This is a genomic window from Pseudoduganella sp. jia 9 (genome assembly GCF_055502615.1).
In genome coordinates, this window is the sequence record NZ_JBUPWE010000004.1 from 210720 (window position 1) to 235289 (window position 24570).

A 24570-nucleotide genomic window follows, 5' to 3' on the forward strand; every position below is an offset into this window, starting at 1 on the left:
GAACCACTGTAATGGAATACTAACCATGGCTAACATCATCGGCGCGATCGCGTCTTCCCATACCCCCACGATCGGCTTCGCGCTGGATGCGAACAAGCAGCACGACGCCGTCTGGGCTCCCATCTTCAAGGCCTACGAACCGGTGCAGCAATGGCTGGCGGAAAAGAAGCCCGACGTGCTGCTGATGATCTTCAACGATCACGTGACGTCGTTCTTCTTCGACCACTATTCGGCGTTCGCACTGGGCATCGGCAACGAGTACAGGCCGGCCGACGAGGGCGGCGGTGCGCGCGACCTGCCGGCGATCGCCGGCCATACCGGGCTGGCGCAGCACATCGGCCAGTCGCTGATGGCCGATGAATTCGACATGTCGTTCTTCCAGGACAAGCCGCTCGACCACGGCTGCTTCTCGCCGCTGTCGATCATGTGGCCGCACGACGGCAAGCAAGGACCCAGTGCATGGCCCGGCAGCATCGTGCCGCTGCAGGTCGGCGTGCTGCAGTTCCCGGTGCCGTCCGGTCGGCGCTGCTACAAGCTGGGCCAGGCACTGCGCCGCGCCATCGAAAGCTTCCCGGAAGACCTGGACGTAGCCATCGTGGCCACCGGCGGCCTGTCGCACCAGGTGCACGGCGAACGCGCGGGCTTCAACAGCACAGAATGGGACAGCCGCTTCCTCGACATGTTCGAAGCCGACCCGGAAGCGCTGCTGGACCTGACGCATGCCGACTTCGCTCGCCTGGGCGGCTGGGAAAGCGCCGAAGTGGTGATGTGGATGATCATGCGCGGCGCGATGGCCGGCAAGGTCAACTGCCTGCACCGCGAGTACTACCTGCCGTCGATGACCGGCATCGCCGTATCGATCTACGAGAACGCCGTGGCGGTCGACCCGGCGCTGCACCGGCGCGCCATCGAAAGGCATCGCGAGCACATCGCGCACCAGACCAGGGGCGCCGAGGAGCTGGAAGGCACCTATCCGTTCACGCTGGAGACCAGTTCGCGTGCCTACCGCATCAACAAGTACCTGCACCAGCTGATCAAGCCGGAATTCCGCGCCCGCTTCAAGGAAGCGCCCGAAGCGACGTACGACGAGGCCGGCCTGACCGATGTGGAGCGGAAGATGATCGCCGCGCGCGACTGGCAGGCGATGATCCGCTACGGCGTGATCTTCTTCCTGCTCGAGAAGCTGGGCGCGGACGTCGGCGTCTCCAACCTGCATATCTACGCGGCGATGCGCGGCGAAACGCTGGAGGCATTCCAGAAAACGCGCAACACGCAGGCGCTGTATTCGGTAGGCGGCTCCGCCAAGGACGCCGACTGGAACAAGCCGAAGTCCTGATTTTCCCGCCGCGGGCCTGCGGCCCGCTCCCCTGCCATTCGCGGCGCCGTCCCTTTCGGCCGGGACGCGGCACCGCTCATCCCGCACAAACAACCATCCGATTCATTCGAGGAGACAGCATGAAAAAAACCCTGATCGCCACCGCCGTCGCGGCTTGCACGATGGCCGCCGCGTTGCCGGCGCTGGCGCAGAGTTCGATTTCGGTCTATGGACTGATCGACGGGGCCGTCGAGCACTACACCAACGCGGACGCGGCCGGCAACGGCGTCACGCGCAGCCCGAGCCTGGGCGGCGGCATGTTCCCGTCGCGTATCGGCTTCAAGGGCTCGGAAGACCTGGGCGGCGGCCTGAAAGCCATCTTCACGCTGGAGAACGGCTTCGCGCCCGATTCCGGCACCATCAACCAGGGCGGGCGGCTGTTCGGCCGGCAGGCCTGGGTCGGCCTGGCCGGCAGCTGGGGGCAAGTGACGATCGGCCGCAACTACAACATGCTGTACGTGTCGTCGTTCGACGTCGACGTGTTCGGGCCGTCGCAATACGGGCTGGGCGCCCTCGATCCGGCGGTGCCGAACGGCCGCAGCGACAATTCCATCGCCTACAAGGGCACGTTCAACGGTGTGACGGTGGGCGCGACGTACAGCCTGGGACGCGACACGTCGGCCGCGGGCGGCGCCTCCGGCACGAACTGCGCCGGCGAATCGGCCACCGATGCGCAAGCCTGCCGCGAATGGTCGGCACTGCTGCGCTATGACCGCCCCACCTGGGCGGTCGTCGTCGCCTACGACCGGATCCACGGCAGCCCGACGGCGGCCAATGGCCTGAACACGAGCGACAAGACCGACAGCCGCCTGCACGTGGGCGGCCTGGTGAAAGGCGCCGACTGGAAAGTGGGCGGCGGCGTGCTGCTGCGCGACAACGAAGGCTCGGCCACGCAGCCGAAGAGCCGCCTGTACTACCTGGGCGCCGCCTACAACGTGACGCCGCTGCTGACGATCGACGGCCAGGTCGGCAAGCTCGACTACCGCGCCACCGGCAACGACACGAAGCAGGCCCTGCTCCGCGCCACGTATCTGCTGTCGACGCGCACCGCCGTCTACATCGCCGGCGGCCGGCTGGACAACGACGGCACCGCCGCCGTCGCCCTCTCCGCCGGGGGTTCCGTCGGCGCCGGCATGGGGCAGACCGGCATCATCACCGGCATCAAGCACTCGTTCTAAGCCGCCCCGCCGCGTTGGCGGCATTGGTGTCGGACACCCGAAGAACGTCCGACACCGGTCTGCAATCGCGCCGGCATTCCCGCCGCGTTGTGCCTGCGCGACTCAGCCATCTGCCAAAAGTTAAAGTAATTTCTGAAGTAAGCGCTTCAAATCGTAGTCTTGATATGATGGCTGCAACCGGACACCACGGAGGCTGCCATGAAAGACACAGTCTGCGACGAAGCCCGTGCCGACTGGCGCACGGCGCAATGCGTCGACACGGGCGTGAAGGTATCGCTGGCCGATGGCGTCACGCCGGCACTGGAATTCATGCTGAAGTGCGGCGTGCCGCGCGAAGTGGCGATGCGCGTGCTGGCCGGGCCACGCTTCGGGCGCCATGCGCACGGCAAGCTGCCGGCCGCCGCTGCCGACCTGGTTGGCGTAGCGCCGCAGCTTTACAAGTCCTCGTGATGATCGGAAGCGCCCTGCTTCCAGTACGCCGAAATCCGGCTGGCGCCGCGCGGAAAACCTTTTTCCCCATGCACCACGTCGCGCACCTGCGCGGCGATCGATGCCTCGCCGCCAAACCACACGAACGCATCCTCGCCGGGTAGCGGCATCGCGCGGATTGCTTCCACCAGCGCTGCGCCGTCGGCGACCTGCCACACGTCGAACTGGGCGGCGCTGGCGAGCTGCACGTCATCGCCACCGGCGATAACGACGATCGCGCGCACGCCGGCCGGCAGCTCTTCCATGCGGCGCCGGATCGCCGGCAGCGCGGCGGCGTCGCCGGCCAGCAGGTGCCAGCCATAGTCGGCCGGGATGATCATCGAGCCGCGTGGTCCGCCGATGGCCGCGCGCTGGCCGGCGGCGGCCTGCCGTGCCCAGGCCGACGCCTTGCCCTCGCCGTGCAGCGCGAATTCGATGGTCAGCTCGCGCGCCGCGCGGTCGTAACGGCGCGGCGTGTAGTCGCGGCGAATCGCCTCTCCCGTTCCATCCTCGAACATGAACTTCACATGATCGTCGAACGATGCGGAGACGAAGTCCGCCAGTTCCTCGCCGCGGAATGTGACCGCCACGAAGTGCGCGCCGAGCGGCGCCACCTTCGCCACCTCGACCTCGCGCCGTTTCAGTTCGTGGCGCACGCGCTGCACCCGGCTTGCGGTTTCCCTGCCTGCTTCCATCAGCCACTCCGATTAGTTGATAAAGTCCCCTATTCTGCGCGCCATTGGTTGACCATGTCAACCAATTCCCAGGATTTCCAGTCCCTTGTTTTCAGCCTTGCGCATCTGTTCCGATTTTGCCATAATTGAGAATCGTTCTCATTTGTATTTACTCCCTTCCCCCGAAAGATCCGCATGCCCGTCACGTCATCCCGACGCCGCGCGCCACTCGACAAGCCAGCCATGCAAGCACAATCACCGATGGCGCCTCCGGCCGCCAAACCCAGGAAATCCGGCCCCGGCTGGCGCTACCGCGCCGGCGTGGGCGTGCGCGCGCTGGCCGCGATCCTCGGCGGCTATGCGCTGTCCGCCGCGTGGGCGGCGGCGCTGGCGCTGGCCCTGCCAACCGTGCGCGTGGAAGCGGCACTGACGGGAACGATGGCCGCGCTGGCGATCTATCCGTGCGCGGCGATGTGGTGCTTCGGCGCCCGCTCCGCGCGGCGCGCCATCGGCGGCCTGCTGGTCGCCGGCGCGCTGCCGGCCGCCATCCTGCTGCTGTCGAAGGGGGCCGCATGAAAGAGGGAATCCGCCAGTCGATGGCATGGCTGCACACCTGGTCCGGCCTGCTGGTCGGCTGGGTGCTGTTCATGGTGTTCGCGGCTGGCACGGCCAGCTACTTCCGCGACGAGATCACGCTGTGGATGAAGCCCGAGCTGCACGGCGTGGCGCATGCCGCGGTGCCGCAGGCAGCGGCGGTGGCCAATGCCGTCGAAACGCTGCAGGCCAAGGCGCCGGCAGCGCAGCGCTGGTTCATCACGCTGCCGACCGAGCGCGAGCCCGGCCTGCGCGTCAGCTACAACGCCAAGCCGCCGCCGGGCGAAGGCGGCGGCCGCCGCCGCAACTTCAAGAGCCTGACGCTGGACCCGGCCACGGGCGCCGAACTGTCGGCACCGCGCGAGACGCGCGGCGGGGAATTCCTGTACCGCCTGCACTTCGACCTGCACTACATGCCGGCGATCTGGGGCCGCTGGATCGTCGGCTTCTGCGCCATGTTCATGCTGGTGGCAATCCTGTCCGGCATCGTCACGCACAAGCGCATCTTCAAGGACTTCTTCACGTTCCGGCCGAAGAAGGGCCAGCGCTCGTGGCTCGATTTCCACAACGTTTCCGCCGTGCTGGCGCTGCCCTACCACCTGATGATCACGTACACCGGCCTGCTGACGCTGATGTTCATGTACTTCCCCCAGGGCATACAGGCGGTCTACCAGGACAAGCAGGAAACCTTCTTCTCCGAACTGTTCAACAGCCCGCCGTCGGACGCCAGGGCGGCCCGCCAGCATGCGCCGCTGGCACCGCTGGCGCCGATGGTCGAGCAGGCCAGCCGCGCGTGGAACGGCGCACCGGTCGGCCGCGTGACGGTCGCCTTCCCGAACGACGCCAATGCCACCGTCTCGATCACGCAGCAGACCGGCCACGCCATCAATTACGACGTGCCGACCATCGTCTTCGACGGCGTGACCGGCCGCGTGGCATCGGCGCCGGCCGAACACAGCGGCGCCGCCAAGGATACCCGCGGCGTGATGTACGGCCTGCACGTGGCCCGCTTCGGCGATTCGTTTATGCGCTGGCTGTTCTTCATCTGCGGCCTGGCCGGCTGCCTGATGGTGGCCACCGGCCTGCTGCTGTGGGCCGTGAAGGAACGGCCGAAGCACCTGAAGGCCCATGCCGGCAAGATCGGCTTCAGCCTGCGCCTGGTCGATGGCCTGAACATCGGCGCCGTGGCCGGCCTGCCGCTGGCGATGGCGGTGTATTTCTGGGCCAACCGGTTGATCGAAACGGGCATCGCGCAGCGGCCGGAAGCGGAAATCCGCTGGTTCTTCACGGCCTGGGGCATCGCCGCCCTTGCCGCGCTGGTGAAAACGGGGCGGCCGATGTGGCGCATCCAGCTGGCGCTCGGCGGCCTGGCGTTCGCCCTGCTGCCGCTGCTGAACGGCCTGACCGGCGGCGCGCATCTCGGTACCGCCATCGCGCAGGGCCTGTGGCCGGTGGCCGGCTTCGACATCGTGGTCCTGCTGCTGGGCGCCTTCCTGCTGTACAGCAGCCACTACCTGGGCAAGACCAGGGCGCAGAAAGGCGCCAGGGCCACTCCGAAATCCGAACCTGAACTCGCCGGGAGCAACGCATGAGCGCCGCCATCTTCTTCACCATAGCCGCACTAGGCGCGGCGGCAGCAGGCTTCGGCGGCCTGGGCCTGGCCATGGACCGGCACTGGGAAGCCATCCACGGGCGCGGCAGCATGCCGGCGCCGGGGCTGCGCCGCATGCTGCAACTGGGCGGCGGCGCCGCGCTGGCCGTTTCATTGTGGTGCTGCCTGGCGGTCCATGACACGGGGCAGGCGATCGTGCTGTGGTGCGGCGTGCTGTCGGTGGCGGCATGGGGCTCGGTGGCGGTGATGACCTACGCCGCGCAGCATGCACGCCACTCGGCAGCCGGCGCCGCGGTCGTGGCCTGCGCGACCGCCACGCTGGCCTTGGTCCTGCGCTGACGGCAGCCTTACTCCTGCGCGTCAATGGTGACGCGCACTTTCTCGAGCAGTGCCAGCAACTGCCGGCGCTCCGCGTCATCGAGGCCGGCGGCGGCCACCCGTGCCAGCTGGTCGCCCTCCCGCTGCAGGCTGCGCGCGATCGCCCTGCCCTCCTCCGTCACGTGCAGCCGCGTGCTGCGGCGGTCCGCTTCGTCCACGGTGGCTTCCAGCCATCCCTTGTCCCGCAAGCCGCGCACCAGGCGCGCCAGCTGCGCCTTGTCGCGGGCGGAGTGCGCCATCAGGTCGCTCTGCGTTGCGCCAGGGTGCCGGGCAAAATAGCCGAGCACCTTCGCCTCCATGTGCGTGATGTCGTGCGGCCCGTCGCGCAGCGCGCGGTATTGCTGCGCGCGATACAGGTGCATGATTTCGTGGATCGCGTCGAAGACGGCGCTGGCGCTGTCGGCGGGCTTGTCGCTGGTTGGTGCCATGGTGGTCGGTAGTAGTGGGCGACTTGAGTATACCGCGCCGCGACGCCTGTAGAATGCCGTTGCTCGCGGACACAGTCCGCAAGGCAGCGCCTTTGCCGGTGCCCTACCCGGGCGCCACCGCCGAAGCCACGACAACCTGATAACAATTCCATGCAGACCAGCCTTCCCCTCGTTACCAACGATGCCGTCGTGCTCGGCATACTCGCCACCATCCTCGGCCTCGTCTTCTGGACGTCCTCGCGCACCGACGGCATCTGGAAAAAGATCTACACCTACGTGCCCGCGCTGTTGCTGTGCTACCTGATTCCGGCCATCCTCAACACGCTCGGCATCATCGACGGCAGCCATTCGAAGCTGTATCCGATGGCACGCGACTACCTGCTGCCCGGCGCGCTGGTGCTGCTGTGCATCGCCACCGATTTCGGCGCCATCGTGCGGCTCGGCCCGAAGGCGCTGATCATGTTCCTGACCGGTACCGCCGGCATCATGCTGGGCGCGGTCGTGTCGTTCGAAGCGATGCGCCTCATCCATCCGGAAACCGTGGCCGGCGAAACGTGGCGCGGCCTGACCACGATCACCGGTGCCTGGATCGGCGGCGGCGCCAACCAGGCGGCGATGAAGGAAGTATTCGAGGTCGATGCCAACGTGTTCGGCCAGTTCGTCGCCGTCGACGTGCTAGTCGCCAACATCTGGACGGCCGTGCTGCTGTTCCTGGCCGGCCGTTCCGATGCGTTCGACCGCTGGACCGGTGCAGACCTTTCCGCGATCAACGCCGTCAAGGCGCGCATCGAACGCTACCAGGCCACGCATGCGCGCATCCCATCGCTGGCCGATGTGATGATCGTCCTGGCCGTGGGCCTCGGCGTTTCCGGCCTGTCGCACGCGCTGACCGGCCCGGTGCTGCAATGGATCGGCAGCCTGCCGGCCGAATGGAACCTGAAGGACTACAGCCTGACGTCGGCCTTCTTCTGGATGGTCGTCTTCGCCACCACGTTCGGCCTGCTGCTCAGTTTTACCCGGGCGCGCAACCTCGAAGGCGCCGGCGCCTCGACCATCGGTTCGGCCATGGTGTACTTCCTGGTGGCGACGATCGGCATGCAGATGGACCTGTCCGCCCTGGTCGAGCGGCCATGGCTGTTCCTGCTCGGCCTGATCTGGATCTGCGTGCACGGCGGCCTGCTGCTGCTGGTGGCAAAGCTGATCCGCGCGCCGCTGTTCTTCATGGCGGTGGGATCGCAGGCCAACGTCGGCGGTGCCGCCTCCGCGCCGGTCGTGGCCAGCGCCTTCCACCCGGCGCTGGCGCCGGTCGGCGTGCTGCTGGCGGTCCTCGGCTACGCGCTCGGTACCTACTGTGCGTACATCACGGGGCTGATACTGCGCGCGCTGGCGACCTGACGCGGGCTGCGGGCAGCCAGTTCCGCCAGCAGCGCGAACGGGTAGATGCCCCGCGCATGCCCATCGCTGAAGCCGAGGTTCAGCGCATTGGTGCCGGCCGGTTCGATGACGGTCAGCCGCACTTCCGGCGCTGCTTCGACGATGCGGCCGGCACGCCGCAGCGCGCGGCATTCGGAGCAGGGGCAGGCGGCGCGCAGTTCGGCGTGCGTGAAGGCATGCTCGCCGCCGCCGGCCCAGCGCACGGCCAGGATGCCGGCGCGCATCCGGTTCTCGATGGCTTCAATGTGCTCCCTGCTCATGCCGCCGCCTCGGTCTGCTGGAGCGCCAGCCGCGCCGACTTGCGCACTTCCGGGTCCGGGTCGTTGGCCGCCTCGCGCAGTGCGGGCAGCGCCAGCGGCGAAGCGATCTCGCCCAGCGCCAGTGCGGCTTCCTTGCGCAGGTTGCTGATCGTGTGCGCCAGCGCGGCGATCAGCGCGGGCAGCGCATCGGCGCTGCGCAGGCGGCCCAGGCTGCGCGCGGCGCGCAGGCGCACCTGCCAGTACGGGTCGTCCAGCGCGGCGATCAGCGCCGCGGCGGCGCCCTGCAGGCGCAGCTTGCCCAGCGTAGCAGCGGCCTCCTCGCGCACCTGCCAGGCAGCGTCGCGCAGCGCGGACAGCAGCGCCGGCAGCACGGTTTCGTCGGTGGCGGCGCCCAGTGCGCCCACGGCGGCCCGGCGCACGTCGGAGTGCGGGTCGCCGGTGGCCAGTTCCGTCAGCGCCGGCAAGGCTTCGGCGTGCTTCAGCCAGCCCAGCACGGACACCGCTTCGCGCCGCACCAGCGGATCGGCGTCGTCCAGCGCGGCCAGCGCCGGCGCGGCCGTTTCCGGTGCCCGCAGTTCGCGTACGGCACGCAGTGCGGCGGCCCGGACAAAACTGTCGCCGCTGGCAAGGTATGGCAGCAGCGCAACGGCCGACGCGGCCAGTTTCAACTGCGCCAGGCTTTGCGCGGCGGCATCGCGCACGTCCTCGTCGTCATCGTCGAGCAGTTTCGCCACGCCGGCCACGCTGTCCGGCGTCTCGAACGCTTCCAGCGCCCGGGCCGCTTCGGCACGCACCTCCGCCGCGGTATCGGCCAGCGCATCGACCAGCAGCGGCAAGTGTTCGTCGCCGTCGAAGTCGGCCAGCGCCAGCACGGCAATGCGCCGCACGGTGGCATCCGGCTCGCGCAGCCGTTCGGCGATCTGCGCCATTTCAGGGTCGTTGTAATCGGTCATTCTTGTTATCCTTGTGCATGATGAGGCCCGGCAGGGCCCAGTGGGCTCAGGCGGTCGAGCGGCACGATGTTCGCGTGCGGGTGCAGCAGTGCCAGGCAATGGCGTTTATAGGCGGTGAACTGCGGCGACGTCACCAGGTCGGCGCTGCGCGGCCGCGGGAAATCGAGCCGGATCTCGTCGATGATGCGGCCCGGGCGGGGGCTCATCACCAGGATGCGGTCGGCCAGGAACAGCGCTTCGTCGATGTCGTGCGTGATGAACACGATCGTCGTCTTCACCCGGCCCCACACGTCCAGCAGCAGTTCCTGCATCTTCAGGCGTGTTTGCGCGTCGAGGGCTCCGAACGGTTCGTCCATCAGCATCACGCGCGGGCCGTTGATCAGCACGCGGGCGATTTCCACCCGCTGCTGCATGCCGCCGGAAAGCTGCACCGGGTAGCGGTCCTCGAAGCCTTCCAGGCCGACGAGCTGCAGCATCTCGCGCGCGCGCCGATGCCGTTCGGCGCGGCCGACGCCCTTCATCTTCAGGCCGAACGCCACGTTGTCGAGCACCTTCTTCCACGGGAACAGCGTGTGGTGCTGGAACACCAGGCCGCGGTCCGGGTGCGGCCCGGACACGGTATCGCCATCGACGCGGATGGTGCCGCCGCTCGGCTGCCAGTGCCCGGCCAGCCCGCCCAGCAGCGTCGACTTGCCGCAGCCGGACGGCCCCAGCACGCAGACGAATTCACCGGGCCGTATCTGCAGCGACACGTCCTGCACGGCATCGAAAGCCTGCTTTCCCTGCCCCAGGCGGATGGTGAGATGATCGATGTCGATGCCGCCCAGCGCCCCAGGGTTGGCATCACTGCGCAGTGCGCGTTCTTCGATTGCTGAAATGCGGTTCATGATTTCGTCCTCGTCATCAGGTACCACGGCAGGAACAGGTTGCCGATCTTCTTCACCAGCACGCTGCTGCCCATGCCGATGGCGCCGATGAACAGCATGCCCACCACGATTTCCGGATAGTTCTGGATCGTGTACGACGCCCACGTGTAATAGCCGATGCCGAACTGCCCGGAGATCATCTCGGCCGTCACCAGGCAGAACCACGCGGTGCCCATGCCGATCGCCAGCCCGGTAACGATGCTGGGCGCGGCGGCCGGCAGGATCACTTCGGCGAAGATGCTCCAGCGCCCCGCTCCAAGGCTGCGCGCCGAGGCAACCAGCCGCTGGTCGACCGCTTCCACGCCATGGATCGTGTTCAGCAGGATCGGGAACAGCGCGCCGATGAAGGTGATGAACACCATCGACGCTTCCGACGACGGGAACATCAGGATCGCCAGTGGAATCCACGCCACGGCGGGGATCGGCCGCAGCACTTCCAGCGGCGGCATCAGCACGTCTTCGACCCAGCGCGAGCGCCCGATGACGAGGCCCAGCAGGATGCCGGCCAGCGCCGCGCCGGCAAAGCCGGCAAACACCCGGTACACGCTGGCCGACAGGTGCTGCGACAGTTTCGGCGATTCGACCAGGTCCTTCGCCGCCACCACCACGTCGCTTGGCGCCGGCACGTTCTGGAACGTGACGAGCCCGAAGTCGACGTGCCGCGACGCAGCCCACTGCCAGGCCGCCACGCAGGCGGCGATCGACAGCAGCCCGACGACGCCGCGCAGGATTTTCGATGCGGTCGTGTTCACGATGGCGTCCCGTCAGATCGTAGTGCCGGCTTTGAGCCTGCCGTAATCCACGACCTGGCCGCCGTTCTTCTTCGACCAGGCATCGGCATCGGCCTTCAGCAGGAAGGCACCGACGTCCTTGCCCTTGACGACGAACCACGCATCGGCCGCCAGCAACTTCAAGCCGCTGCCCTGGTCGTGCGCATATACAGTGCGCACCTTCCTGCCGCCCTGCTCCAGCTTGCGCAGCTCGGCGAATGCCGTGCCGGCGTTCGCGTAGTGGCGCACCAGCGGCTCGCCCTGCACCCAGATCTGCGTGAGCTGCTTGACGTCGGCGATCGGCTTGCCGGTCACCGCATCCTTGGCGGAAAGCGGCAGCTTGGCGTAGTTTTTCAGCGCCTTGTCGTAATCCAGGTTCGCCTGCCTGAAGGCAGTGCGCAGGTAGGAGTCGTCGATGAAGCTGTTCACGTCGATGTCGCTTTCGGTGCGCTTGAGCAGGCGCAGCGTCTCGATCGACGTGGCCACGGCCTGCCGGTACTCCGGCTTCCACGTGAAGTCGCGCGTCTGCAATCCGACCGGGCCATGGAACAGGTAATTGACTTCGGCCTCGATGCCGGTCACCTTGGCGATCAGTTCGCTGTATTTTTCCGGCTCGGCGGCGATCAGCCGGTCCGCTTCCAGCGCGGCGCGCAGGTAGGCCACCACGATCTCCGGATATTTCTTCGCATAGGCCGAATCGACCAGGCTGCCGTGCAGCGTGGGCGCCTTGGCCTGCGAGCCGTCGAAGATCTTGCGGGCGTAGCCGCGGTGCGGGAACAGCTCGGCGAACGGCACGAAGTCGGCATGCGCTTCGATCTTGTTGCTCTGCAGGGCCGAGCCGGCGATTTCGGGCGCCTGGGTGGTGATGTTGACGTCCTTTTCCGGATCCCAGCCCTGCGCCTTCACGGCCCGCAGCAGCATGCCGTGCGCGGTCGATGCGAACGGCACCGAGATGGTCTTGCCCTTCAACTCGGCCAGCGACTGCACGCTCGAGCCTTTCGGCACGACGATGCCATTGCCGGAACCGAGCGTGCTGCCGGACAGCACGGTGATGAAGATGCTTTTCTTGCCGGCCTTCTGGTGCGCGGCACCGTTGAACGAGCCGGGGAAGTCGGCCATCGAGCCGATATCGAGCTTGCCGGCCACCATCTCGTTGGTCAGCGGTGCGCCGGACGTGAAGTTCTTCCACACGATGTCGTACTTTGCATCCTTGTACTTGCCATCCTTCGGCAGGTATTTCTGCAGCAGGTTCAACTCGCGGATCAGCAGGCCGCCGGTGGCGCAGTTGATCGTGGTGTCCTGCGTGCCGATGGCGACGCGGATCGTTTCGGCGCTGGCGCCACTAAATGCCACGAGCAGGGAAACACCGATCAGGGTTCTGGACAATTTCATTTTTTGTTCTCCAAGAAGCTATGGCAAAAATCAGCGCAACAGGTAGGGGATATCGACGTGCACCGCGCCGGTGGGGCAATCCTTCTCGCACGGCATGCAGTACCAGCATTCGTCGAACTTCATGTACGCCGTGCCCTTCGACAGGTCGATGGCGAGGACGTCGAGCGGGCATACGTCCACGCAGACGGTGCAGCCCTTGTGGGCGATGCACTTGTCGGCGTCCACGGTGACTGGCACGCTGGTGATGTTGATCGTGGTGGGCATTGCTTCTCCTTCAGGCGGCCAGCGGTTGTGCAACCCGCAGGCGTTGGTATGCGGTTTTTTCTTCGTCGTCGAGCGGCACGATGTACGGCTCGATGGCGCGCTTGAAGCAGGTCATCAGTCCATCCTGCTTCTGCAGCTGTACGTGCACGAACCACTCCTGGTCGTTGCGCTGCGGGTAGTCGACACGGTTGTGGTACAGGCCCCAGCGGCTCTCGGTGCGATACAGCGAGGCGCGCGCCGCCATCTCGGCGCAGTCGCGGATCGCATGCACTTCCATCGCGCGCATCAGTTCATGCGGATTGCGCGCCTGGATGCGGTCGAGGTCCTGGCGGATCGATTCGAAGCGCTGCAGGCCGATCTCCATCTTTTTCGTGACTTTCGGCGGCTGCAGGTAATCGTTGACCATGCGGCGCAGCTTGTACTCGACCTGGTTCGGCGGCAGGCCATCTTCGCGCTGCAGCGGTGCCCATACACGCTGGCGTTCCGCCTCCACCTGCGCTTCGTCGACGGCCGGCAGCTCGTGCCCGGCGCAGTAGGCCGCCGCGCTCTCGCCGGCCAGCTTGCCGTACACGAAGGCGCCCAGCATGTAGTTGTGCGGCACGCAGGCCAGGTCGCCGGCGGCATGCAGGCCGGCGACGGTGGTACGGGCATTCTCGTCGACCCATACGCCGGAAGCCGAGTGGCCGCTGCACAGGCCGATCTCCGAGATGTGCATCTCCACCATCTGCTGGCGGTAGTCGGTGCCGCGGCCGTCGTGGAAGCGGCCGCGGCTCGGGCGTTCGTTGGTGTGCAGGATCGTTTCGATCGTCTGGATGGTTTCCTCGGCCAGGTGGTTCAGCTTCAGGAACACGGGGCCGTTGCCGCCCTGCAGTTCGTTATAGAATTCCTGCATCATCTGGCCGCTCCAGTAGTCGCATTCGATGAAGCGCTCTTCCTTTGCATTGGTGGTGTGGCCGCCGAACGGGCCGGTGACGTAGGCGCACGACGGGCCGTTGTAGTCCTTGATCAGGGGATTGATCTGGAAGCACTCGATGCCCGACAGTTCCGCGCCGGCGTGGTACGCCATGCTGTAGCCGTCGCCCGCGTTGGTCGGGTTTTCATAGGTGCCGAACAGGTAGCCCGAGGCCGGCAATCCCAGCCGGCCGGCCGCGCCGGTGGCCAGCACGACCGACTTCGCGCGGATCACGTGGAAGTCGGCGGTGCGGCAGTCGAACGCCATCGCGCCGGCAATGCTGCCGTCTTCCGCCAGCAGCAGGCGCGTGGCCACCAGGCGGTTGGTGATCTCGACGCGGGTGCGCTTCAGGCGGCGGTACAGCACCTTCTTGATGTCGTGCCCTTCCGGCATCGGCAGCACGTAGGTGCCCATGTGGTGCACCTTGCGCATCGCGTAGTCGCCCGTTTCGTCCTTCTCGAAGCGCACGCCCCAGCGATCCAGCTCCTCGATCATCGCGTAGCTGTTCCGGGCGTAGGCCATCACGGTTTTCTGGTTGACGATGCCGTCGTTGGCGACCGTGATTTCCTTCACGTACTGCTCGGGCGTGGCAAAGCCCGGCACCACGGCGTTGTTCAGGCCATCCATGCCCATCGAGATGGCGCCGCTGCGCTTGACGTTGGCCTTCTCCAGCAGCAGCACGCGCAGGGCAGGATTGGCTTCCTTCGCCTTCACGGCGGCCATCGGCCCGGCGGTGCCGCCGCCGATGACGAGCACGTCGACGGTCTGTTCGATTGTCTCCATATTCATTTTTCCTAGGTGGTTGTCGGGGTGCGGCGCGGCAGGCGCAGCGTGTACTGGAAGGCGTCGCCGCGCACGTACAGGTACTCGAAATCGAGCGGAATGCCATCGGCCGTCCAGGTCAGGCGTTCGATCCGCAGCAGCGCGGTGCCCGGCGCCAGGTCCAGTGCCGCCGCCAGCCCGGCGTCGGCGGCGATGGCGCCGATCTGGATGTCCGCATGCGACAGCGCCAGGCCGTAATCCGCTTCCAGGATCAGGAAGATGTCGCGTTCGGCCAGGTTCTCGCCGCGCAGCCGGTCGCCGATGCGGGTCGGCAGGTAGGTGATCTCATATGACACCGGCGCGTCGTCGACGTGCCGCACGCGGCGGATCTCGGTGACCCGCGCGCTGGCCGGCACCTGCAGCCGGCTGGCCACGTGGGCTTCGGCCGGCACCGTCAGGTGGCTGAGCACGCGGTTGACGACGGTATGCCCGCGGCGCGACATTGCCTCGCCGAAGCCTTCCAGCCGCGCCAGGTCCTGGCTCGGCCTGGGCTGGGCCACGAAGGTGCCCTTGCCGGGTACCTTGACGATCAGGCCTTCGTGCTGCAGGTCGGCCAGCGCCTGGCGCACCGTGATGCGGCTGACGCTGAAGATTGCGCCGATCTCGCTCTCGGCCGGCAGGCGCGACTCGGGCTCGTAGGTACCGTCGGCGATCCGCTCGCGCAGGCGTTCGCGCACTTGCGAGTACAGCGGCGCGGCGGAGGATTCGAGGGCCCGGAAAGGGGTCATGTGCGGTGTCCTTGCATGTCTGGTTTTCCCTGTCATGACAGGTGATGACGATGCAAGGATGGTATCGACGGGCCCAGGACGTGGAAACGAATCGTTTCGGTTTTGCTAATGCGGGAAGCGCCTCAGGCGCTTGCGGTATATCGATATGCGGCGCGTGCGCAGCCTGGCTCGCCGGACCGCGCCAGCGTGGCATGATGGCGGGTCACCCGATGAAGGAGGCCACGATGGATGCAGTCCCCGCTTCTCAGCCAGCTTCTCAGCCAGCTTCTCAGCCAGCTTCTCAGCCCGCTTTTCAGCCAGCCTCTCAGGCAGAACTGTGGAATACCACTGGCGGCAACGCCTGGGTCGACCTGCGCGAAACGCTCGACGATATGTTCCGCAATATCGAAACCCTGCTGGTCGAGGATGTCGACACCGGCCAGCGGGTGCTGGACGTGGGCTGCGGCACCGGCGGCACCACGCTCGCGCTGGCGCGCCGCACGGGCGCCGCCACCGGCATCGACATCTCGGCGCCGATGATCGCCGTGGCGCGTGACACCGCCGCCGCCGGGGGCGTGCCGGCCGATTTCGTGTGCGCGGATGCCCGGCAGTACGCCTTCGCGCCGGCCAGCTTCGACGCGCTCGTGTCCCGCTTCGGCGTGATGTTCTTCGACGACCCGGTGGCTGCCTTTGCGAACCTGCGGCATGCGGCGCGCAGCGGCGGCACGCTGCGCTTTTTCGCGTGGCGCAGTGCCGAGGAGAATCCGTTCATGACGGCCGCCGAGCAGGCGGTGGGCGCGAAGTTGCCGGCGCCGCCGCCCCGCAAGCCGGACGACCCCGGGCAGTTCGCGTTTGCCGATGCGGAGCGCGTGCAACGCATTCTCGCCGGTGCTGGCTGGCGCGATATCCGCATCGCGCCGCGCGATGTGCCGTGCGCGTTCGCGCAGCGCGAGCTGGCCCGCTACGCGACGATGATGGGCCCCGTGGGCCGCGCGCTGCCCCAGCTCGATGCCGCCGCCCGGGCGGCGATCGTGCCGCAGGCCGTGGCGGCCTTCGCCCCGTTCGTCGACGGCGACACGGTGCGCTTCACGGCGGCGTGCTGGGACGTCACCGCCACGGCGCCGTGATCCGTCAGGAGGCGACCGGCTCGCTGCGCGCGGCCGCTCCCAGTTCGCGCACGCGGGCCCGCAAGGCCCGCTCCTCACTCCAGCGCGCGGTATCGTCGCGCACCACGGCGATCACCGACGCCACTTCGCCTGCGGCGTTGTACAGCATGGCCACGGTGAACGCGATCGACAGAGGCTTGCCTTCCTTGTGCAGCGCGGGCACGCGCAGCAGGTCGTTGCCGTAGCGCGTTTCGCCGGTGGCCGCCGTCTTGTGATAACCATCCCAGTGGCGCTGCCGCTGGCGTTCGGGAATGATCAGGTCGAGCGACTGGCCGAGCGCGTCGCCCGCCGTGAAGCCGAAGATGCGGGTGGCGGCATCGTTCCAGAACGTGATCGCGCCGGCCGCATCGCAGACGATGACGCCGTCGCCGATGCCGCGCACCAGCTGTTCGAAGTCGATTTCGGTGGTCATGTGGGCTCCTGAATGAAAAATGCGCACCCGCTTCTGGCGGGCGCGCGAACGGGAAGAACCGAAAAAGCCGACCCGGGGTCAGACGACGCGCTGTTCGTGGAGCGCCGCGATCTGATTCTGGCTGTAGCCGAGCGACTCGAGGATCTCGTCGGTATGTTCGCCCAGCAGCGGCGAGCCCTTGATCTCCACCTTCAGGTCCGAGAACTTGATCGGGCTGCCGACGGTCAGGTACTTGCCGCGCTCCTTGTGGTCCACCTCGGCGATCGTGCCGCTGGCGCGCAGCGACGGATCGTTGGCGAGCTCCTTCATCGACAGCACGGGCGAGCATGGAATGTCGAACTTGCGCAGCACGTCCACCGCCTCGAACTTGGTCTTGTCCTTCAGCCATTCCTCGATGGTGCCGAAGATGTCGAAGATCTTGTCCTGGCGCGCCTGCGCCGTCATGTAGGCGGGATCGTCGATCCACTCTTCCTTGCCGATCGCGCGGCAGATCGGTGCCCAGGCATGGCCCTGGATCGTGAAGTAGATATACGCGTTCGGATCGGTTTCCCAGCCCTTGCACTTGAGCACCCAGCCCGGCTGGCCGCCGCCGCCGGCATTGCCGCCGCGCGGCACCACGTCGGAGAACGAACCGTGCGGGTACTGCGGATATTCTTCCAGGTAGCCCACGCGGTCCAGGCGCTGCTGGTCGCGCAGCTTCACGCGGCACAGGTTCAGCACGCTGTCCTGCATCGATACCGCCACCTTCTGGCCGCGGCCCGTGACATCGCGCGAACGCAGCGCCGTCAGGATGCCGATGGCCAGGTGCATGCCGGTATTGCTGTCGCCCAACGCGGCGGCGCTGACGGTCGGCGGGCCGTCGTCGAAACCGGTGGTGGATGCCGCGCCGCCGGCACACTGGGCGACGTTTTCGTACACCTTCAGGTCCTCGTAATGGTGGCCGTCACTGAAGCCCTTCACCGACGCCACGATCATGCCGGGATTCAGCTCGCGGATGTGCTCCCACGTGAAGCCCATGCGGTCCAGCGCGCCGGGGCCGAAGTTCTCCACCAGCACGTCGGATTCCTTGATCAGCTTCGTCAGGATTTCTTTCCCGTCGGCCGTCTTGGTGTCGAGCGTCAGCGAGCGCTTGTTACTGTTCAACATGGTGAAGTACAGCGCATCGACGCCGGGAATGTCGCGCAACTGCGAACGGGTGACGTCGCCCGCGCCCGGCCGCTCCACCTTGATCACGTCGGCGCCGAACCAGGCCAGCATCTGGGTGCAGGCGGGGCCTGCCTGGACGTGGGTGAAGTCGATGATCTTGATGCCTTCCAATGGCTTGCTCATGGTGCAGTCTCCTTGAATTGTTGGTAACTGAGGTCGTAGCGGGCCCCGCGCCGGCAGCGGTGGTGCCGGCGTCGTGGAAAATCAAACGCGTTGGTTTTACTTTTTCGCGGCGCTTTGCGGATTCAGGTTCGTCAGGCGCCCGCTTTCGGTGCCGGCCGTTTCATCGATGACGGCATTGATCAGCGCCGGCTTGCCGGCGGCGATCGCTTCCGAGAGTGCCCGCGCCAGTTCTTCCGGCGTGGTGGCGTGGTAGCCGATGCCGCCGAACGCCTCGATCATCTTGTCGTAGCGGGCGTTCTTGACGAACACGGTGGGCGCCACGTCCTTGCCGCCGGTGGGGTTCACGTCCGTGCCGCGGTACACGCCATTGTTGTTGAACACGATGGTGGTGACAGGCAGTTCGTAGCGGCAGATCGTTTCCAGCTCCATGCCGGAGAAGCCGAAGGCACTGTCGCCTTCCACCGCCACCACCGGCTTGCCGCTGGTGACCGCGGCGCCGATCGCGAAGCCCATGCCGATGCCCATGATGCCCCAGGTGCCCGAATCGAATCGCTTGCGCGGCTGGTACTGGTCGATGATGCTGCGCGCGAAGTCGAGCGTGTTGGCGCCTTCGTTCACCAGGTTGATGTCCGGGTATTCCTTCAGCACGTCGCGGATCGAACGCAGCGCGCTGTGGAAGTTCATCGGTACCGGATTTTTGTCCAGCAGCGCGGCCATCTTCGCCGTGTTCTGCTCCTTGCGCTGGGCGATCGCGCCGAGCCATTCGCCGTCCGGCTTGTCGATACCCGCGCCATCGAGCCCCGCCAGCAACGCACCCATGCAGGAACCGATGTCGCCGACCAGCGGCGCGGCGATCGCCACGTTGCTGTCCATTTCCGTCGGCGCAATATCGATCTGCACGAACTGCTTCGGCTTGCCCCACGTCTTGCCCTTGCCGTGCGCCAGCAGCCAGTTCAGGCGCGCGCCGACCAGCACCACGACATCCGCCTCGGCCAGCACGAACGAGCGGGCCGCCGAAGCCGATTGCGCATGCGTGTCGGGCAGCAGGCCCTTGGCCATCGACATCGGCAGGTAGGGAATGCCGGTGCGTTCGACGAAGGCGCGGATGTCGGCGTCGGCCTGCGCATAGGCGGCGCCCTTGCCGAGCAGGATCAGCGGCTTCTTCGCGCTCTTCAGCAGCGCCAGCGCGCGCTCCACCGACTCGGGTGCCGGCAGCTGGCGCGGCGCAGCATCGATGACCTTGACCAGCGAGCGCTGTGCGTGGCCCGCCTCGATCGTTTGCGCCAGCAGCTGCGCCGGCAGGTCGAGGTACACACCGCCGGGACGGCCGGAGACGGCGGCGCGGATCGCCCGTGCGATGCCGATGCCGATGTCCTCGGCCTTCAGCACGCGGAACGCCGCCTTGCAGTGCGGACGGGCGACGTTCAGCTGGTCCATCTCTTCGTAGTCGCCCTGCTGCAGGTCGACGATTTCGCGCTCGCTGGAACCGGAGATCAGGATCATCGGGAAGCAGTTGGTGGTGGCGTTCGCCAGCGCCGTCAGCCCGTTCAGGAAGCCCGGTGCCGACACGGTCAGGCAGATGCCCGGCTTCTTCGTCATGTAGCCGGCGATGGCGGCCGCGTTGCCCGCGTTCTGCTCGTGCCGGAAGCCGATGAAGCGCATGCCCTCGGCCTGCGCCAGGCGGGCGAGATCGGTGATCGGTATTCCGACCAGGCCGAAAATCGTATCGATGTCGTTGTGTTTCAGCGCATCGATCACCAGGTGGAAGCCGTCGGTGACTTCTACCGATACATTGTGGGTCATGGTTGTCTCCATTTATTTTCGAGGTGCCCGTCGGTTCAGGCGACCTGGCCAGCCGATTCGCCCTGGAACCATCATAGCCAGCCGCTCTGATTTGAATCATTGACCGCGGTCAAGATTCACCGCATGATGACAATCTCGTGTATGTTGGTCGGTTACGCATGACGCTCATCGCAAATCACCCTGAACGAAACATCATTCGCGCACAGCTGAAACAGAACATCGTTCTCAAGGAAATGCGCGACAGCGAAATGGCCGCCCTGGAGCCATACCTGACGGTGACCAATCACCAGAAGGGCGACCTGCTCCTGAACCAGGGCGTGTACGACATGCAGCAGTACTTCATCCTGGACGGCATCCTCAAGCGGCTGGTCACCAACCACGAAGCCAAGGAAATGATCCTGCGCTTCTCCTCCGAACGCGACATCGAAACCAGCTATGCCGCGTGGTGCCTGAAGACGCCCACGCCGTACAGCATCGTGTGCATGACGAAGGCGCGCGTGGCCAGCATGCCGCTGTCGCAGTGGGTGGATTTCCTGCAGAGCCACAGCGTGGTGAAGCAGGCATTCGAGTTCGAAGTGATGAACCTGATGAGCGGCATCATGGCCCACACGATCACGCTGCACCTGCTCGATGCGCCGGGCCGCGTGCACCGCTTCATGCGCAAGTTTCCGGAACTGTTCGAGCGGTTGCCGAAGAAGGAACTGGCGTATTACCTGAACCTGTCGCCGGAGACGCTGAGCCGGCTGAAGCACCAGGGCAAGATCTGACGCGCGTGCGCAGGTAGCCGGCGAGCTCCCGCTCACTGTCCGGTTACCCCAAGCAGCAGGTGAAAACAACAGTTTCCTACCGACACTCACTAAATAAATTTGCCTGATTTTTGAGCGCTTTTTCATAGACAGTCATTCATACATTGAATGACCGTTATGGCTGCCGTCAATTGGACCGGGGGTGTGCCGCCTTTATAATCAAAGGCATACACGCTTTCAACCATTCAAGGAGCAGCAAAATGAACGGCCTCACTGATACCGCAAAGCAACAGAACAATGACTTCTCGCTCGCCGGCCTGATCGCCCAGTTCTTCCAGCTGGAATGGCGCGACAAGCTGAGCGACCAGCAGCAGGACCGCGAAGAAGCGGCCTACACCTGGGGCCTGTAAGCCTCGAAGGGTCACGAAAACCGGGACGACGCGCTGTCCCGGTTTTTTTTCGTCCGTAGCCTGGCGCGGTCAGGCCGCCACCGCCTTGTGCAGCCGCACGCCGCCGCGCGCCTCGGCCATCGACTGCTCCAGCAGCTTCACCAGTGCATACGCGGAATCGATGTGCGGTGTCGGCGTACCCGTCATCCGCGCCAGCTCGATCACCGATCCCACCAGCGCGTCGATCTCCGGTCCCCGCCCGGCCTCGACATCCTGCAGCATCGATGTCTTGTGCTTGCCGATCTTTTCCGCGCCTTCGATACGGCGGTCCAGCGTGACGCGGAAGGCGATGCCCAGCTTGGCCGCCACCGCTTCGGCCTCGCGCATCATGCTCGCGGCCAGGTTGCGCGCCAGCGGGTGCTGGCAGATGTCGACCAGCGTGGAATGCGCCAGCGCACTGATGGGATTGAAGCTGAGGTTGCCCCACAGCTTCAGCCAGATCTCGGCACGGATATTGTCCAGCACCGGCGCCTTCAGGCCCGCATGCTCGAAGCAGGCCCCCACCCTGCCGGCCCGCTCGCTCGTGCTGCCGTCGAGTTCGCCCAGCGGGAAGCGGCTGCCTTCGATATGGCGGATCACGCCGGGCGACACCAGCTCCGCCGCCGGGTAGACCACGCAGCCGAGGATGCGCGCCGGCGGAATGGCCTGCGCCAGCTGGTTGGCAGGGTCCACGCTGAGCACCGGCCGCCCTTCGAACTCGCCGCCGTGGCGATGGAAGTACCAGAACGGAATGCCGTTCTGCATGGTCACCACCACGGTCTCCGGCCCGAACAGCGCGCCGATGCGGCCCGCCACGTCGGCCACCTGGTGCGCCTTCAGCGCCACGATGACCACGTCCTGCGGTCCTGCCGCCTCATAGTCGTCGGTGGCGCGCACGCGCGCCGCGACCCGTACCTGGCCATCGGCCTCGATCAGCCTGATGCCCCGGTTGCGGATGGCTTCCAGGTTGGCGCCGCGCACGATGAATGTCACGTCCTCGTCCGCCAGCGCCAGCCGCGCCCCCACCAACCCACCGATTGCTCCCGCTCCGATCACTGCGATCTTCATCATCTGCTCCCTGGGTTTTACTCGAAACGGTTGGTGAGCCTGCCGATGCCGTCGATCTCCACCACGACGGTGCTGCCCGGGCGCATCGAGCCCACGCCGACCGACGTGCCGCACAGCAGCAGGTCGCCCGGTTCCAATGTCATGTCCTGCGACACCCGGCTGACCAGTTCGGCCGCGGAGAACACCATGTCGTTGACGGGGTAGTCCTGGCGCACCTCGCCGTTCAGGATGGTGCGCACCACCAGCATGGCCGGATCCAGCCCGGTGGCGACGACGGGGCCGAACGGGCAGAAGGTGTCGAAGCCCTTGGCGCGCACCCACTGCGGGAACGTGGGATCGCGTCCGATGATCTCGCTCACGGTCACGTCGTTGGCGCAGGTGTAACCGAAGATATGGTCGGGCGCATTCTCCACGGAGACGCCGCTGCAGCTGCGGCCGATCACGATCGCCAGCTCGCCTTCGAAGGCCACCTTGCCGTCGCAGCGCGGCTTGCGGATCGTGCCGCCCGGCGCCAGGTACGAGGTCGGCGGCTTCATCAGGTACAGCGGCTCTTCCGGCGGCGGCAGCCCGAGCTTCCTGCCCAGCGCATGGAAGTTGTTCCACATCGCCAGCACCTTGCCCGGCACGACGGGCGTGCACAGCTGCACTTCGGCCAGGTGGATGGCGATGTCGGTGCGCTGCGGCGCGTCGAACATGTCGCCCTTGAAAACGCGGATCTTGTCGCCCTCGAGCGTGCCGAAGCGCAAGGTGTCGAGATGCGTGAAACGTATCCAGTGCTGGATCATGGGAAGCCTCGTCGGGAACGGTGGGGCGCGGGGAGTCCGCATGCACGCCGGTGCATGCGGACTTGCCGGGGGAGTGCCGCGGGGTTGCCGGTCAGTTCGGCAGCGGCGATGCGGTCGTGGTGCCGGCACTGCCGGTCATCAGTTTCTCGTCATCCTGCACGCTGACCGTGCCGGACGACTCTTCGATGAAGCGCTTGCGCATCGGCCGCAGCACCCACCAGGCCATGATGGCGGCCACCGCGTTCATGCCGCAGCCGACGAAGAACACGGCTTCCCAGCTGCCCGTCATGGCCGTGATGATGCTGGAGATCGGCACGAAGATCGATGCCGTGCCCTTCGCCGTGTACATCAACCCGGCATTGCCGGCGGCGTTGCGGGTGCCGAACGTATCGGCCGTGGTGGCCGGGAACAGGCTGTAGATCTCGCCCCAGGCAAAGAACACCAGGCCGGTCAGGATGACGAACATGATCGGATCGCGGCCGAAGTAGTACAGCAGGATGATGCCCACCGATTCCAGCGCGAAGGCGATGAACATCGTCTTCTCCCGGCCGATCTGGTCCGACACCCAGCCGAAGAATGGCCGCGTCAGGCCGTTCAGCACCCGGTCGATCGCCAGGGCGAAGGTCAGTGCCGGCAGGACCATGCCCATGACGTTGAACTTCACGCCATCGATCTCGAAGTCGGTAGCGATCGGCCCCATCTGCGCGGTGGCCATCAGGCCGCCGGCGGCGACCAGCACGAACATCGTGTACATCACCCAGAACACCGGGGTGCGCACCATCTGCGAAGGCTTGAAGTCGGCCGTTGTCTGCAGCACGTTCGGATTGACCTTCTTCTTGGCGGCCTTGATCGCCGTGTGGGGCGGACGCACCATCATCAGTGCCAGCAGGATCACGATCGCGCCCTGGCCGATGCCGAAGTACAGGAACGTGTCCTGGTAGCCGCGCTCCGCGATCATGTTCGAGATCGGGATGATGGTGGCGGCCGAGCCGGCGCCGAAACCGGCGGCGGTCAGACCCGCGGCCAGGCCGCGGCGGTCCGGGAACCATTTCAGCGACTGGCCCACGCAGGTGCCGTAGACGGCGCCGGCGCCGATGCCGCTGACGGCCGCGGCGATGTACAGCACGGTCAGGGTCGATGCATACGAGTTCATCACCCAGCCGATGGCGCACAGCAGGCCGCCGAACAGCACCACGGGGCGCGGGCCCCATTTGTCCACGGCCCAGCCCTCGACCGGCACCAGCCAGGTTTCGGTCAGGATGAAGATCGTGAAGGCCACCTGGATCGATGCCTTGGTCCAGCCGTGCGCCTCGGCGAGCGGATTGACGAACAGGGTCCAGCCATACTGCAGGTTGGCGATCATGGCCATGCAGACGATGCCCATGACCAGTTGCATCCAGCGGAACGATGCTGGCCTTTCGATTGTTTTCGATGCGTCGGTTTTCATGCAATGTCTCCCATCTGATTATTCAGCGCTGTCGGGGTACCGCTGTTATTGACGTTGATGGCCTGGCCGTGAAGCTGGCGGCGCATCCGGCGGGGAAGCGGAGTTTCGCAGGCGGTGACGGGCGATGCTGCGGTGCAGTGGGTTGCTCATGGTCTTGTCTCCTGTTGGGTCCACGAAAGCTGCCGATAGACTCTGGAAC

The 24570-nt window shown here is 66.4% G+C and carries 26 protein-coding genes; 10 read left to right on the forward strand and 16 right to left on the reverse strand.

The features are described 5' to 3' along the window. Positions 1-25 precede the first annotated feature (25 nt). From ACY34H_RS05820 to ACY34H_RS05830, 3 genes are all read left to right on the forward strand, one after another. Complete coding sequence (locus ACY34H_RS05820) at positions 26-1336, forward strand: gallate dioxygenase (protein ID WP_464976544.1); 1311 nt, start codon at positions 26-28, stop codon at positions 1334-1336. Positions 1337-1455: 119 nt separating this feature from the next. Beyond that, the gene (locus tag ACY34H_RS05825; RefSeq protein WP_464976545.1) at positions 1456-2553 is read left to right on the forward strand and encodes a porin; all 1098 of its coding nucleotides are present in this window, start codon (positions 1456-1458) and stop codon (positions 2551-2553) included. Between the two features lie 198 nt (positions 2554-2751). Continuing rightward, on the forward strand, positions 2752-3003 hold the full coding sequence (locus ACY34H_RS05830) for a hypothetical protein (protein WP_464976546.1): 252 nt from the start codon (positions 2752-2754) through the stop codon (positions 3001-3003). On the opposite strand, the gene ACY34H_RS05835 is transcribed toward ACY34H_RS05830, so the two are convergent. Next, positions 2988-3716, reverse strand: coding sequence for a siderophore-interacting protein (locus ACY34H_RS05835; RefSeq protein WP_464976547.1), 729 nt, complete (start codon positions 3714-3716; stop codon positions 2988-2990). The two genes, ACY34H_RS05830 and ACY34H_RS05835, sit on opposite strands and share 16 nt — an antisense overlap. Before the next feature lie 222 nt (positions 3717-3938). On the opposite strand from ACY34H_RS05835, the gene ACY34H_RS05840 reads away from it, so the two are divergent. Genes ACY34H_RS05840 through ACY34H_RS05850 form a run of 3 tightly spaced genes read left to right on the forward strand, consistent with a single transcriptional unit; the run spans position 3939 to position 6240 of the window. After that, the gene (locus tag ACY34H_RS05840; RefSeq protein ID WP_464976548.1) at positions 3939-4271 is read left to right on the forward strand and encodes an iron transporter; all 333 of its coding nucleotides are present in this window, start codon (positions 3939-3941) and stop codon (positions 4269-4271) included. After that, positions 4268-5881, forward strand: coding sequence for a PepSY-associated TM helix domain-containing protein (locus tag ACY34H_RS05845; protein ID WP_464976549.1), 1614 nt, complete (start codon positions 4268-4270; stop codon positions 5879-5881). Before ACY34H_RS05840 ends, ACY34H_RS05845 begins: the two co-directional genes overlap by 4 nt. Further along, the gene (locus tag ACY34H_RS05850; RefSeq protein WP_464976550.1) at positions 5878-6240 is read left to right on the forward strand and encodes a DUF3325 domain-containing protein; all 363 of its coding nucleotides are present in this window, start codon (positions 5878-5880) and stop codon (positions 6238-6240) included. Before ACY34H_RS05845 ends, ACY34H_RS05850 begins: the two co-directional genes overlap by 4 nt. An 8-nt stretch (positions 6241-6248) precedes the next feature. Here the strand turns inward: ACY34H_RS05850 and ACY34H_RS05855 are convergent, their stop codons facing one another. Then, positions 6249-6707: a MarR family winged helix-turn-helix transcriptional regulator gene (locus ACY34H_RS05855; RefSeq protein ID WP_464976551.1), complete on the reverse strand. Its 459-nt coding sequence runs from the start codon at positions 6705-6707 to the stop codon at positions 6249-6251. Positions 6708-6857: 150 nt separating this feature from the next. Here ACY34H_RS05855 and ACY34H_RS05860 point away from each other — a divergent pair, with 150 nt between their 5' ends. Then, on the forward strand, positions 6858-8102 hold the full coding sequence (locus ACY34H_RS05860; protein WP_464976552.1) for a DUF819 family protein: 1245 nt from the start codon (positions 6858-6860) through the stop codon (positions 8100-8102). On the opposite strand, the gene ACY34H_RS05865 is transcribed toward ACY34H_RS05860, so the two are convergent. Genes ACY34H_RS05865 through ACY34H_RS05900 form a run of 8 tightly spaced genes read right to left on the reverse strand, consistent with a single transcriptional unit; the run spans position 8054 to position 15208 of the window. Next, positions 8054-8401, reverse strand: a complete 348-nt coding sequence (locus tag ACY34H_RS05865; RefSeq protein WP_464976553.1) for a DUF971 domain-containing protein — start codon at positions 8399-8401, stop codon at positions 8054-8056. The two genes, ACY34H_RS05860 and ACY34H_RS05865, sit on opposite strands and share 49 nt — an antisense overlap. Further along, complete coding sequence (locus ACY34H_RS05870) at positions 8398-9354, reverse strand: HEAT repeat domain-containing protein (RefSeq protein WP_464976554.1); 957 nt, start codon at positions 9352-9354, stop codon at positions 8398-8400. Before ACY34H_RS05870 ends, ACY34H_RS05865 begins: the two co-directional genes overlap by 4 nt. Before the next feature lie 5 nt (positions 9355-9359). Further along, a complete protein-coding gene (locus ACY34H_RS05875; RefSeq protein ID WP_464976555.1) occupies positions 9360-10241 on the reverse strand; it encodes an ABC transporter ATP-binding protein in 882 nt (293 codons plus the stop codon). Then, the gene (locus ACY34H_RS05880; protein ID WP_464976556.1) at positions 10238-11032 is read right to left on the reverse strand and encodes an ABC transporter permease; all 795 of its coding nucleotides are present in this window, start codon (positions 11030-11032) and stop codon (positions 10238-10240) included. Before ACY34H_RS05880 ends, ACY34H_RS05875 begins: the two co-directional genes overlap by 4 nt. Positions 11033-11044: 12 nt before the next feature. Beyond that, the gene (locus ACY34H_RS05885; RefSeq protein ID WP_464976557.1) at positions 11045-12442 is read right to left on the reverse strand and encodes an ABC transporter substrate-binding protein; all 1398 of its coding nucleotides are present in this window, start codon (positions 12440-12442) and stop codon (positions 11045-11047) included. A gap of 30 nt (positions 12443-12472) precedes the next feature. Further along, on the reverse strand, positions 12473-12706 hold the full coding sequence (locus ACY34H_RS05890) for a 4Fe-4S dicluster domain-containing protein (protein ID WP_130186406.1): 234 nt from the start codon (positions 12704-12706) through the stop codon (positions 12473-12475). Positions 12707-12716: 10 nt separating this feature from the next. Further along, positions 12717-14441, reverse strand: coding sequence for a fumarate reductase/succinate dehydrogenase flavoprotein subunit (locus ACY34H_RS05895; protein WP_464976558.1), 1725 nt, complete (start codon positions 14439-14441; stop codon positions 12717-12719). Positions 14442-14452: 11 nt separating this feature from the next. Next, positions 14453-15208 carry a GntR family transcriptional regulator gene (locus ACY34H_RS05900; protein WP_464976559.1) on the reverse strand — a complete coding sequence of 252 codons (756 nt, stop codon included), beginning with the start codon at positions 15206-15208 and terminating at the stop codon, positions 14453-14455. 224 nt (positions 15209-15432) lie between these two features. Between ACY34H_RS05900 and ACY34H_RS05905 the strand changes: the two genes are divergently transcribed. Next, positions 15433-16314 (forward strand): class I SAM-dependent methyltransferase, encoded by an 882-nt coding sequence (locus ACY34H_RS05905; protein ID WP_464976560.1) that lies wholly within the window; start codon positions 15433-15435, stop codon positions 16312-16314. Positions 16315-16318: 4 nt separating this feature from the next. Here the strand turns inward: ACY34H_RS05905 and ACY34H_RS05910 are convergent, their stop codons facing one another. The 3 genes from ACY34H_RS05910 to oxc form a co-directional block, all read right to left on the reverse strand. Further along, positions 16319-16765, reverse strand: coding sequence for a PAS domain-containing protein (locus ACY34H_RS05910; protein WP_464976561.1), 447 nt, complete (start codon positions 16763-16765; stop codon positions 16319-16321). A 78-nt stretch (positions 16766-16843) separates the two neighbouring features. Then, positions 16844-18094: a formyl-CoA transferase gene (gene frc / locus ACY34H_RS05915; protein WP_464976562.1), complete on the reverse strand. Its 1251-nt coding sequence runs from the start codon at positions 18092-18094 to the stop codon at positions 16844-16846. 96 nt (positions 18095-18190) lie between these two features. Beyond that, positions 18191-19897: an oxalyl-CoA decarboxylase gene (oxc, locus tag ACY34H_RS05920; protein WP_464976563.1), complete on the reverse strand. Its 1707-nt coding sequence runs from the start codon at positions 19895-19897 to the stop codon at positions 18191-18193. Between the two features lie 158 nt (positions 19898-20055). On the opposite strand from oxc, the gene ACY34H_RS05925 reads away from it, so the two are divergent. Together ACY34H_RS05925 and ACY34H_RS05930 are read left to right on the forward strand one after the other, a co-directional pair. After that, the gene (locus ACY34H_RS05925; RefSeq protein WP_464976564.1) at positions 20056-20664 is read left to right on the forward strand and encodes a Crp/Fnr family transcriptional regulator; all 609 of its coding nucleotides are present in this window, start codon (positions 20056-20058) and stop codon (positions 20662-20664) included. A 239-nt stretch (positions 20665-20903) separates the two neighbouring features. Further along, entirely contained in the window at positions 20904-21053 is a 150-nt protein-coding gene (locus ACY34H_RS05930; protein ID WP_165497791.1) for a hypothetical protein, read from the forward strand. 69 nt (positions 21054-21122) lie between these two features. On the opposite strand, the gene ACY34H_RS05935 is transcribed toward ACY34H_RS05930, so the two are convergent. The 3 genes from ACY34H_RS05935 to oxlT form a co-directional block, all read right to left on the reverse strand. Next, entirely contained in the window at positions 21123-22139 is a 1017-nt protein-coding gene (locus ACY34H_RS05935; RefSeq protein ID WP_464976657.1) for a 2-dehydropantoate 2-reductase, read from the reverse strand. Between the two features lie 17 nt (positions 22140-22156). Further along, entirely contained in the window at positions 22157-22924 is a 768-nt protein-coding gene (locus tag ACY34H_RS05940; protein WP_464976565.1) for a fumarylacetoacetate hydrolase family protein, read from the reverse strand. A 91-nt stretch (positions 22925-23015) separates the two neighbouring features. Further along, positions 23016-24371: an oxalate/formate MFS antiporter gene (oxlT, locus tag ACY34H_RS05945; protein ID WP_464976566.1), complete on the reverse strand. Its 1356-nt coding sequence runs from the start codon at positions 24369-24371 to the stop codon at positions 23016-23018. Positions 24372-24570: the final 199 nt, after the last annotated feature.

What these genes read in the sequence shown, in the direction of transcription:
- ACY34H_RS05820 (WP_464976544.1), top strand. Translation starts at nt 26, where the DNA reads ATGGCTAACATCATCGGCGCGATCGCGTCTTCCCATACCCCCACGATC.
- ACY34H_RS05825 (WP_464976545.1), top strand. Translation starts at nt 1,456, where the DNA reads ATGAAAAAAACCCTGATCGCCACCGCCGTCGCGGCTTGCACGATGGCC.
- ACY34H_RS05830 (WP_464976546.1), top strand. Translation starts at nt 2,752, where the DNA reads ATGAAAGACACAGTCTGCGACGAAGCCCGTGCCGACTGGCGCACGGCG.
- ACY34H_RS05835 (WP_464976547.1), bottom strand. Translation starts at nt 3,716, where the DNA reads ATGGAAGCAGGCAGGGAAACCGCAAGCCGGGTGCAGCGCGTGCGCCAC.
- ACY34H_RS05840 (WP_464976548.1), top strand. Translation starts at nt 3,939, where the DNA reads ATGCAAGCACAATCACCGATGGCGCCTCCGGCCGCCAAACCCAGGAAA.
- ACY34H_RS05845 (WP_464976549.1), top strand. Translation starts at nt 4,268, where the DNA reads ATGAAAGAGGGAATCCGCCAGTCGATGGCATGGCTGCACACCTGGTCC.
- ACY34H_RS05850 (WP_464976550.1), top strand. Translation starts at nt 5,878, where the DNA reads ATGAGCGCCGCCATCTTCTTCACCATAGCCGCACTAGGCGCGGCGGCA.
- ACY34H_RS05855 (WP_464976551.1), bottom strand. Translation starts at nt 6,707, where the DNA reads ATGGCACCAACCAGCGACAAGCCCGCCGACAGCGCCAGCGCCGTCTTC.
- ACY34H_RS05860 (WP_464976552.1), top strand. Translation starts at nt 6,858, where the DNA reads ATGCAGACCAGCCTTCCCCTCGTTACCAACGATGCCGTCGTGCTCGGC.
- ACY34H_RS05865 (WP_464976553.1), bottom strand. Translation starts at nt 8,401, where the DNA reads ATGAGCAGGGAGCACATTGAAGCCATCGAGAACCGGATGCGCGCCGGC.
- ACY34H_RS05870 (WP_464976554.1), bottom strand. Translation starts at nt 9,354, where the DNA reads ATGACCGATTACAACGACCCTGAAATGGCGCAGATCGCCGAACGGCTG.
- ACY34H_RS05875 (WP_464976555.1), bottom strand. Translation starts at nt 10,241, where the DNA reads ATGAACCGCATTTCAGCAATCGAAGAACGCGCACTGCGCAGTGATGCC.
- ACY34H_RS05885 (WP_464976557.1), bottom strand. Translation starts at nt 12,442, where the DNA reads ATGAAATTGTCCAGAACCCTGATCGGTGTTTCCCTGCTCGTGGCATTT.
- ACY34H_RS05890 (WP_130186406.1), bottom strand. Translation starts at nt 12,706, where the DNA reads ATGCCCACCACGATCAACATCACCAGCGTGCCAGTCACCGTGGACGCC.
- ACY34H_RS05895 (WP_464976558.1), bottom strand. Translation starts at nt 14,441, where the DNA reads ATGGAGACAATCGAACAGACCGTCGACGTGCTCGTCATCGGCGGCGGC.
- ACY34H_RS05900 (WP_464976559.1), bottom strand. Translation starts at nt 15,208, where the DNA reads ATGACCCCTTTCCGGGCCCTCGAATCCTCCGCCGCGCCGCTGTACTCG.
- ACY34H_RS05905 (WP_464976560.1), top strand. Translation starts at nt 15,433, where the DNA reads ATGGATGCAGTCCCCGCTTCTCAGCCAGCTTCTCAGCCAGCTTCTCAG.
- ACY34H_RS05910 (WP_464976561.1), bottom strand. Translation starts at nt 16,765, where the DNA reads ATGACCACCGAAATCGACTTCGAACAGCTGGTGCGCGGCATCGGCGAC.
- frc (WP_464976562.1), bottom strand. Translation starts at nt 18,094, where the DNA reads ATGAGCAAGCCATTGGAAGGCATCAAGATCATCGACTTCACCCACGTC.
- oxc (WP_464976563.1), bottom strand. Translation starts at nt 19,897, where the DNA reads ATGACCCACAATGTATCGGTAGAAGTCACCGACGGCTTCCACCTGGTG.
- ACY34H_RS05925 (WP_464976564.1), top strand. Translation starts at nt 20,056, where the DNA reads ATGACGCTCATCGCAAATCACCCTGAACGAAACATCATTCGCGCACAG.
- ACY34H_RS05930 (WP_165497791.1), top strand. Translation starts at nt 20,904, where the DNA reads ATGAACGGCCTCACTGATACCGCAAAGCAACAGAACAATGACTTCTCG.
- ACY34H_RS05935 (WP_464976657.1), bottom strand. Translation starts at nt 22,139, where the DNA reads ATGAAGATCGCAGTGATCGGAGCGGGAGCAATCGGTGGGTTGGTGGGG.
- ACY34H_RS05940 (WP_464976565.1), bottom strand. Translation starts at nt 22,924, where the DNA reads ATGATCCAGCACTGGATACGTTTCACGCATCTCGACACCTTGCGCTTC.
- oxlT (WP_464976566.1), bottom strand. Translation starts at nt 24,371, where the DNA reads ATGAAAACCGACGCATCGAAAACAATCGAAAGGCCAGCATCGTTCCGC.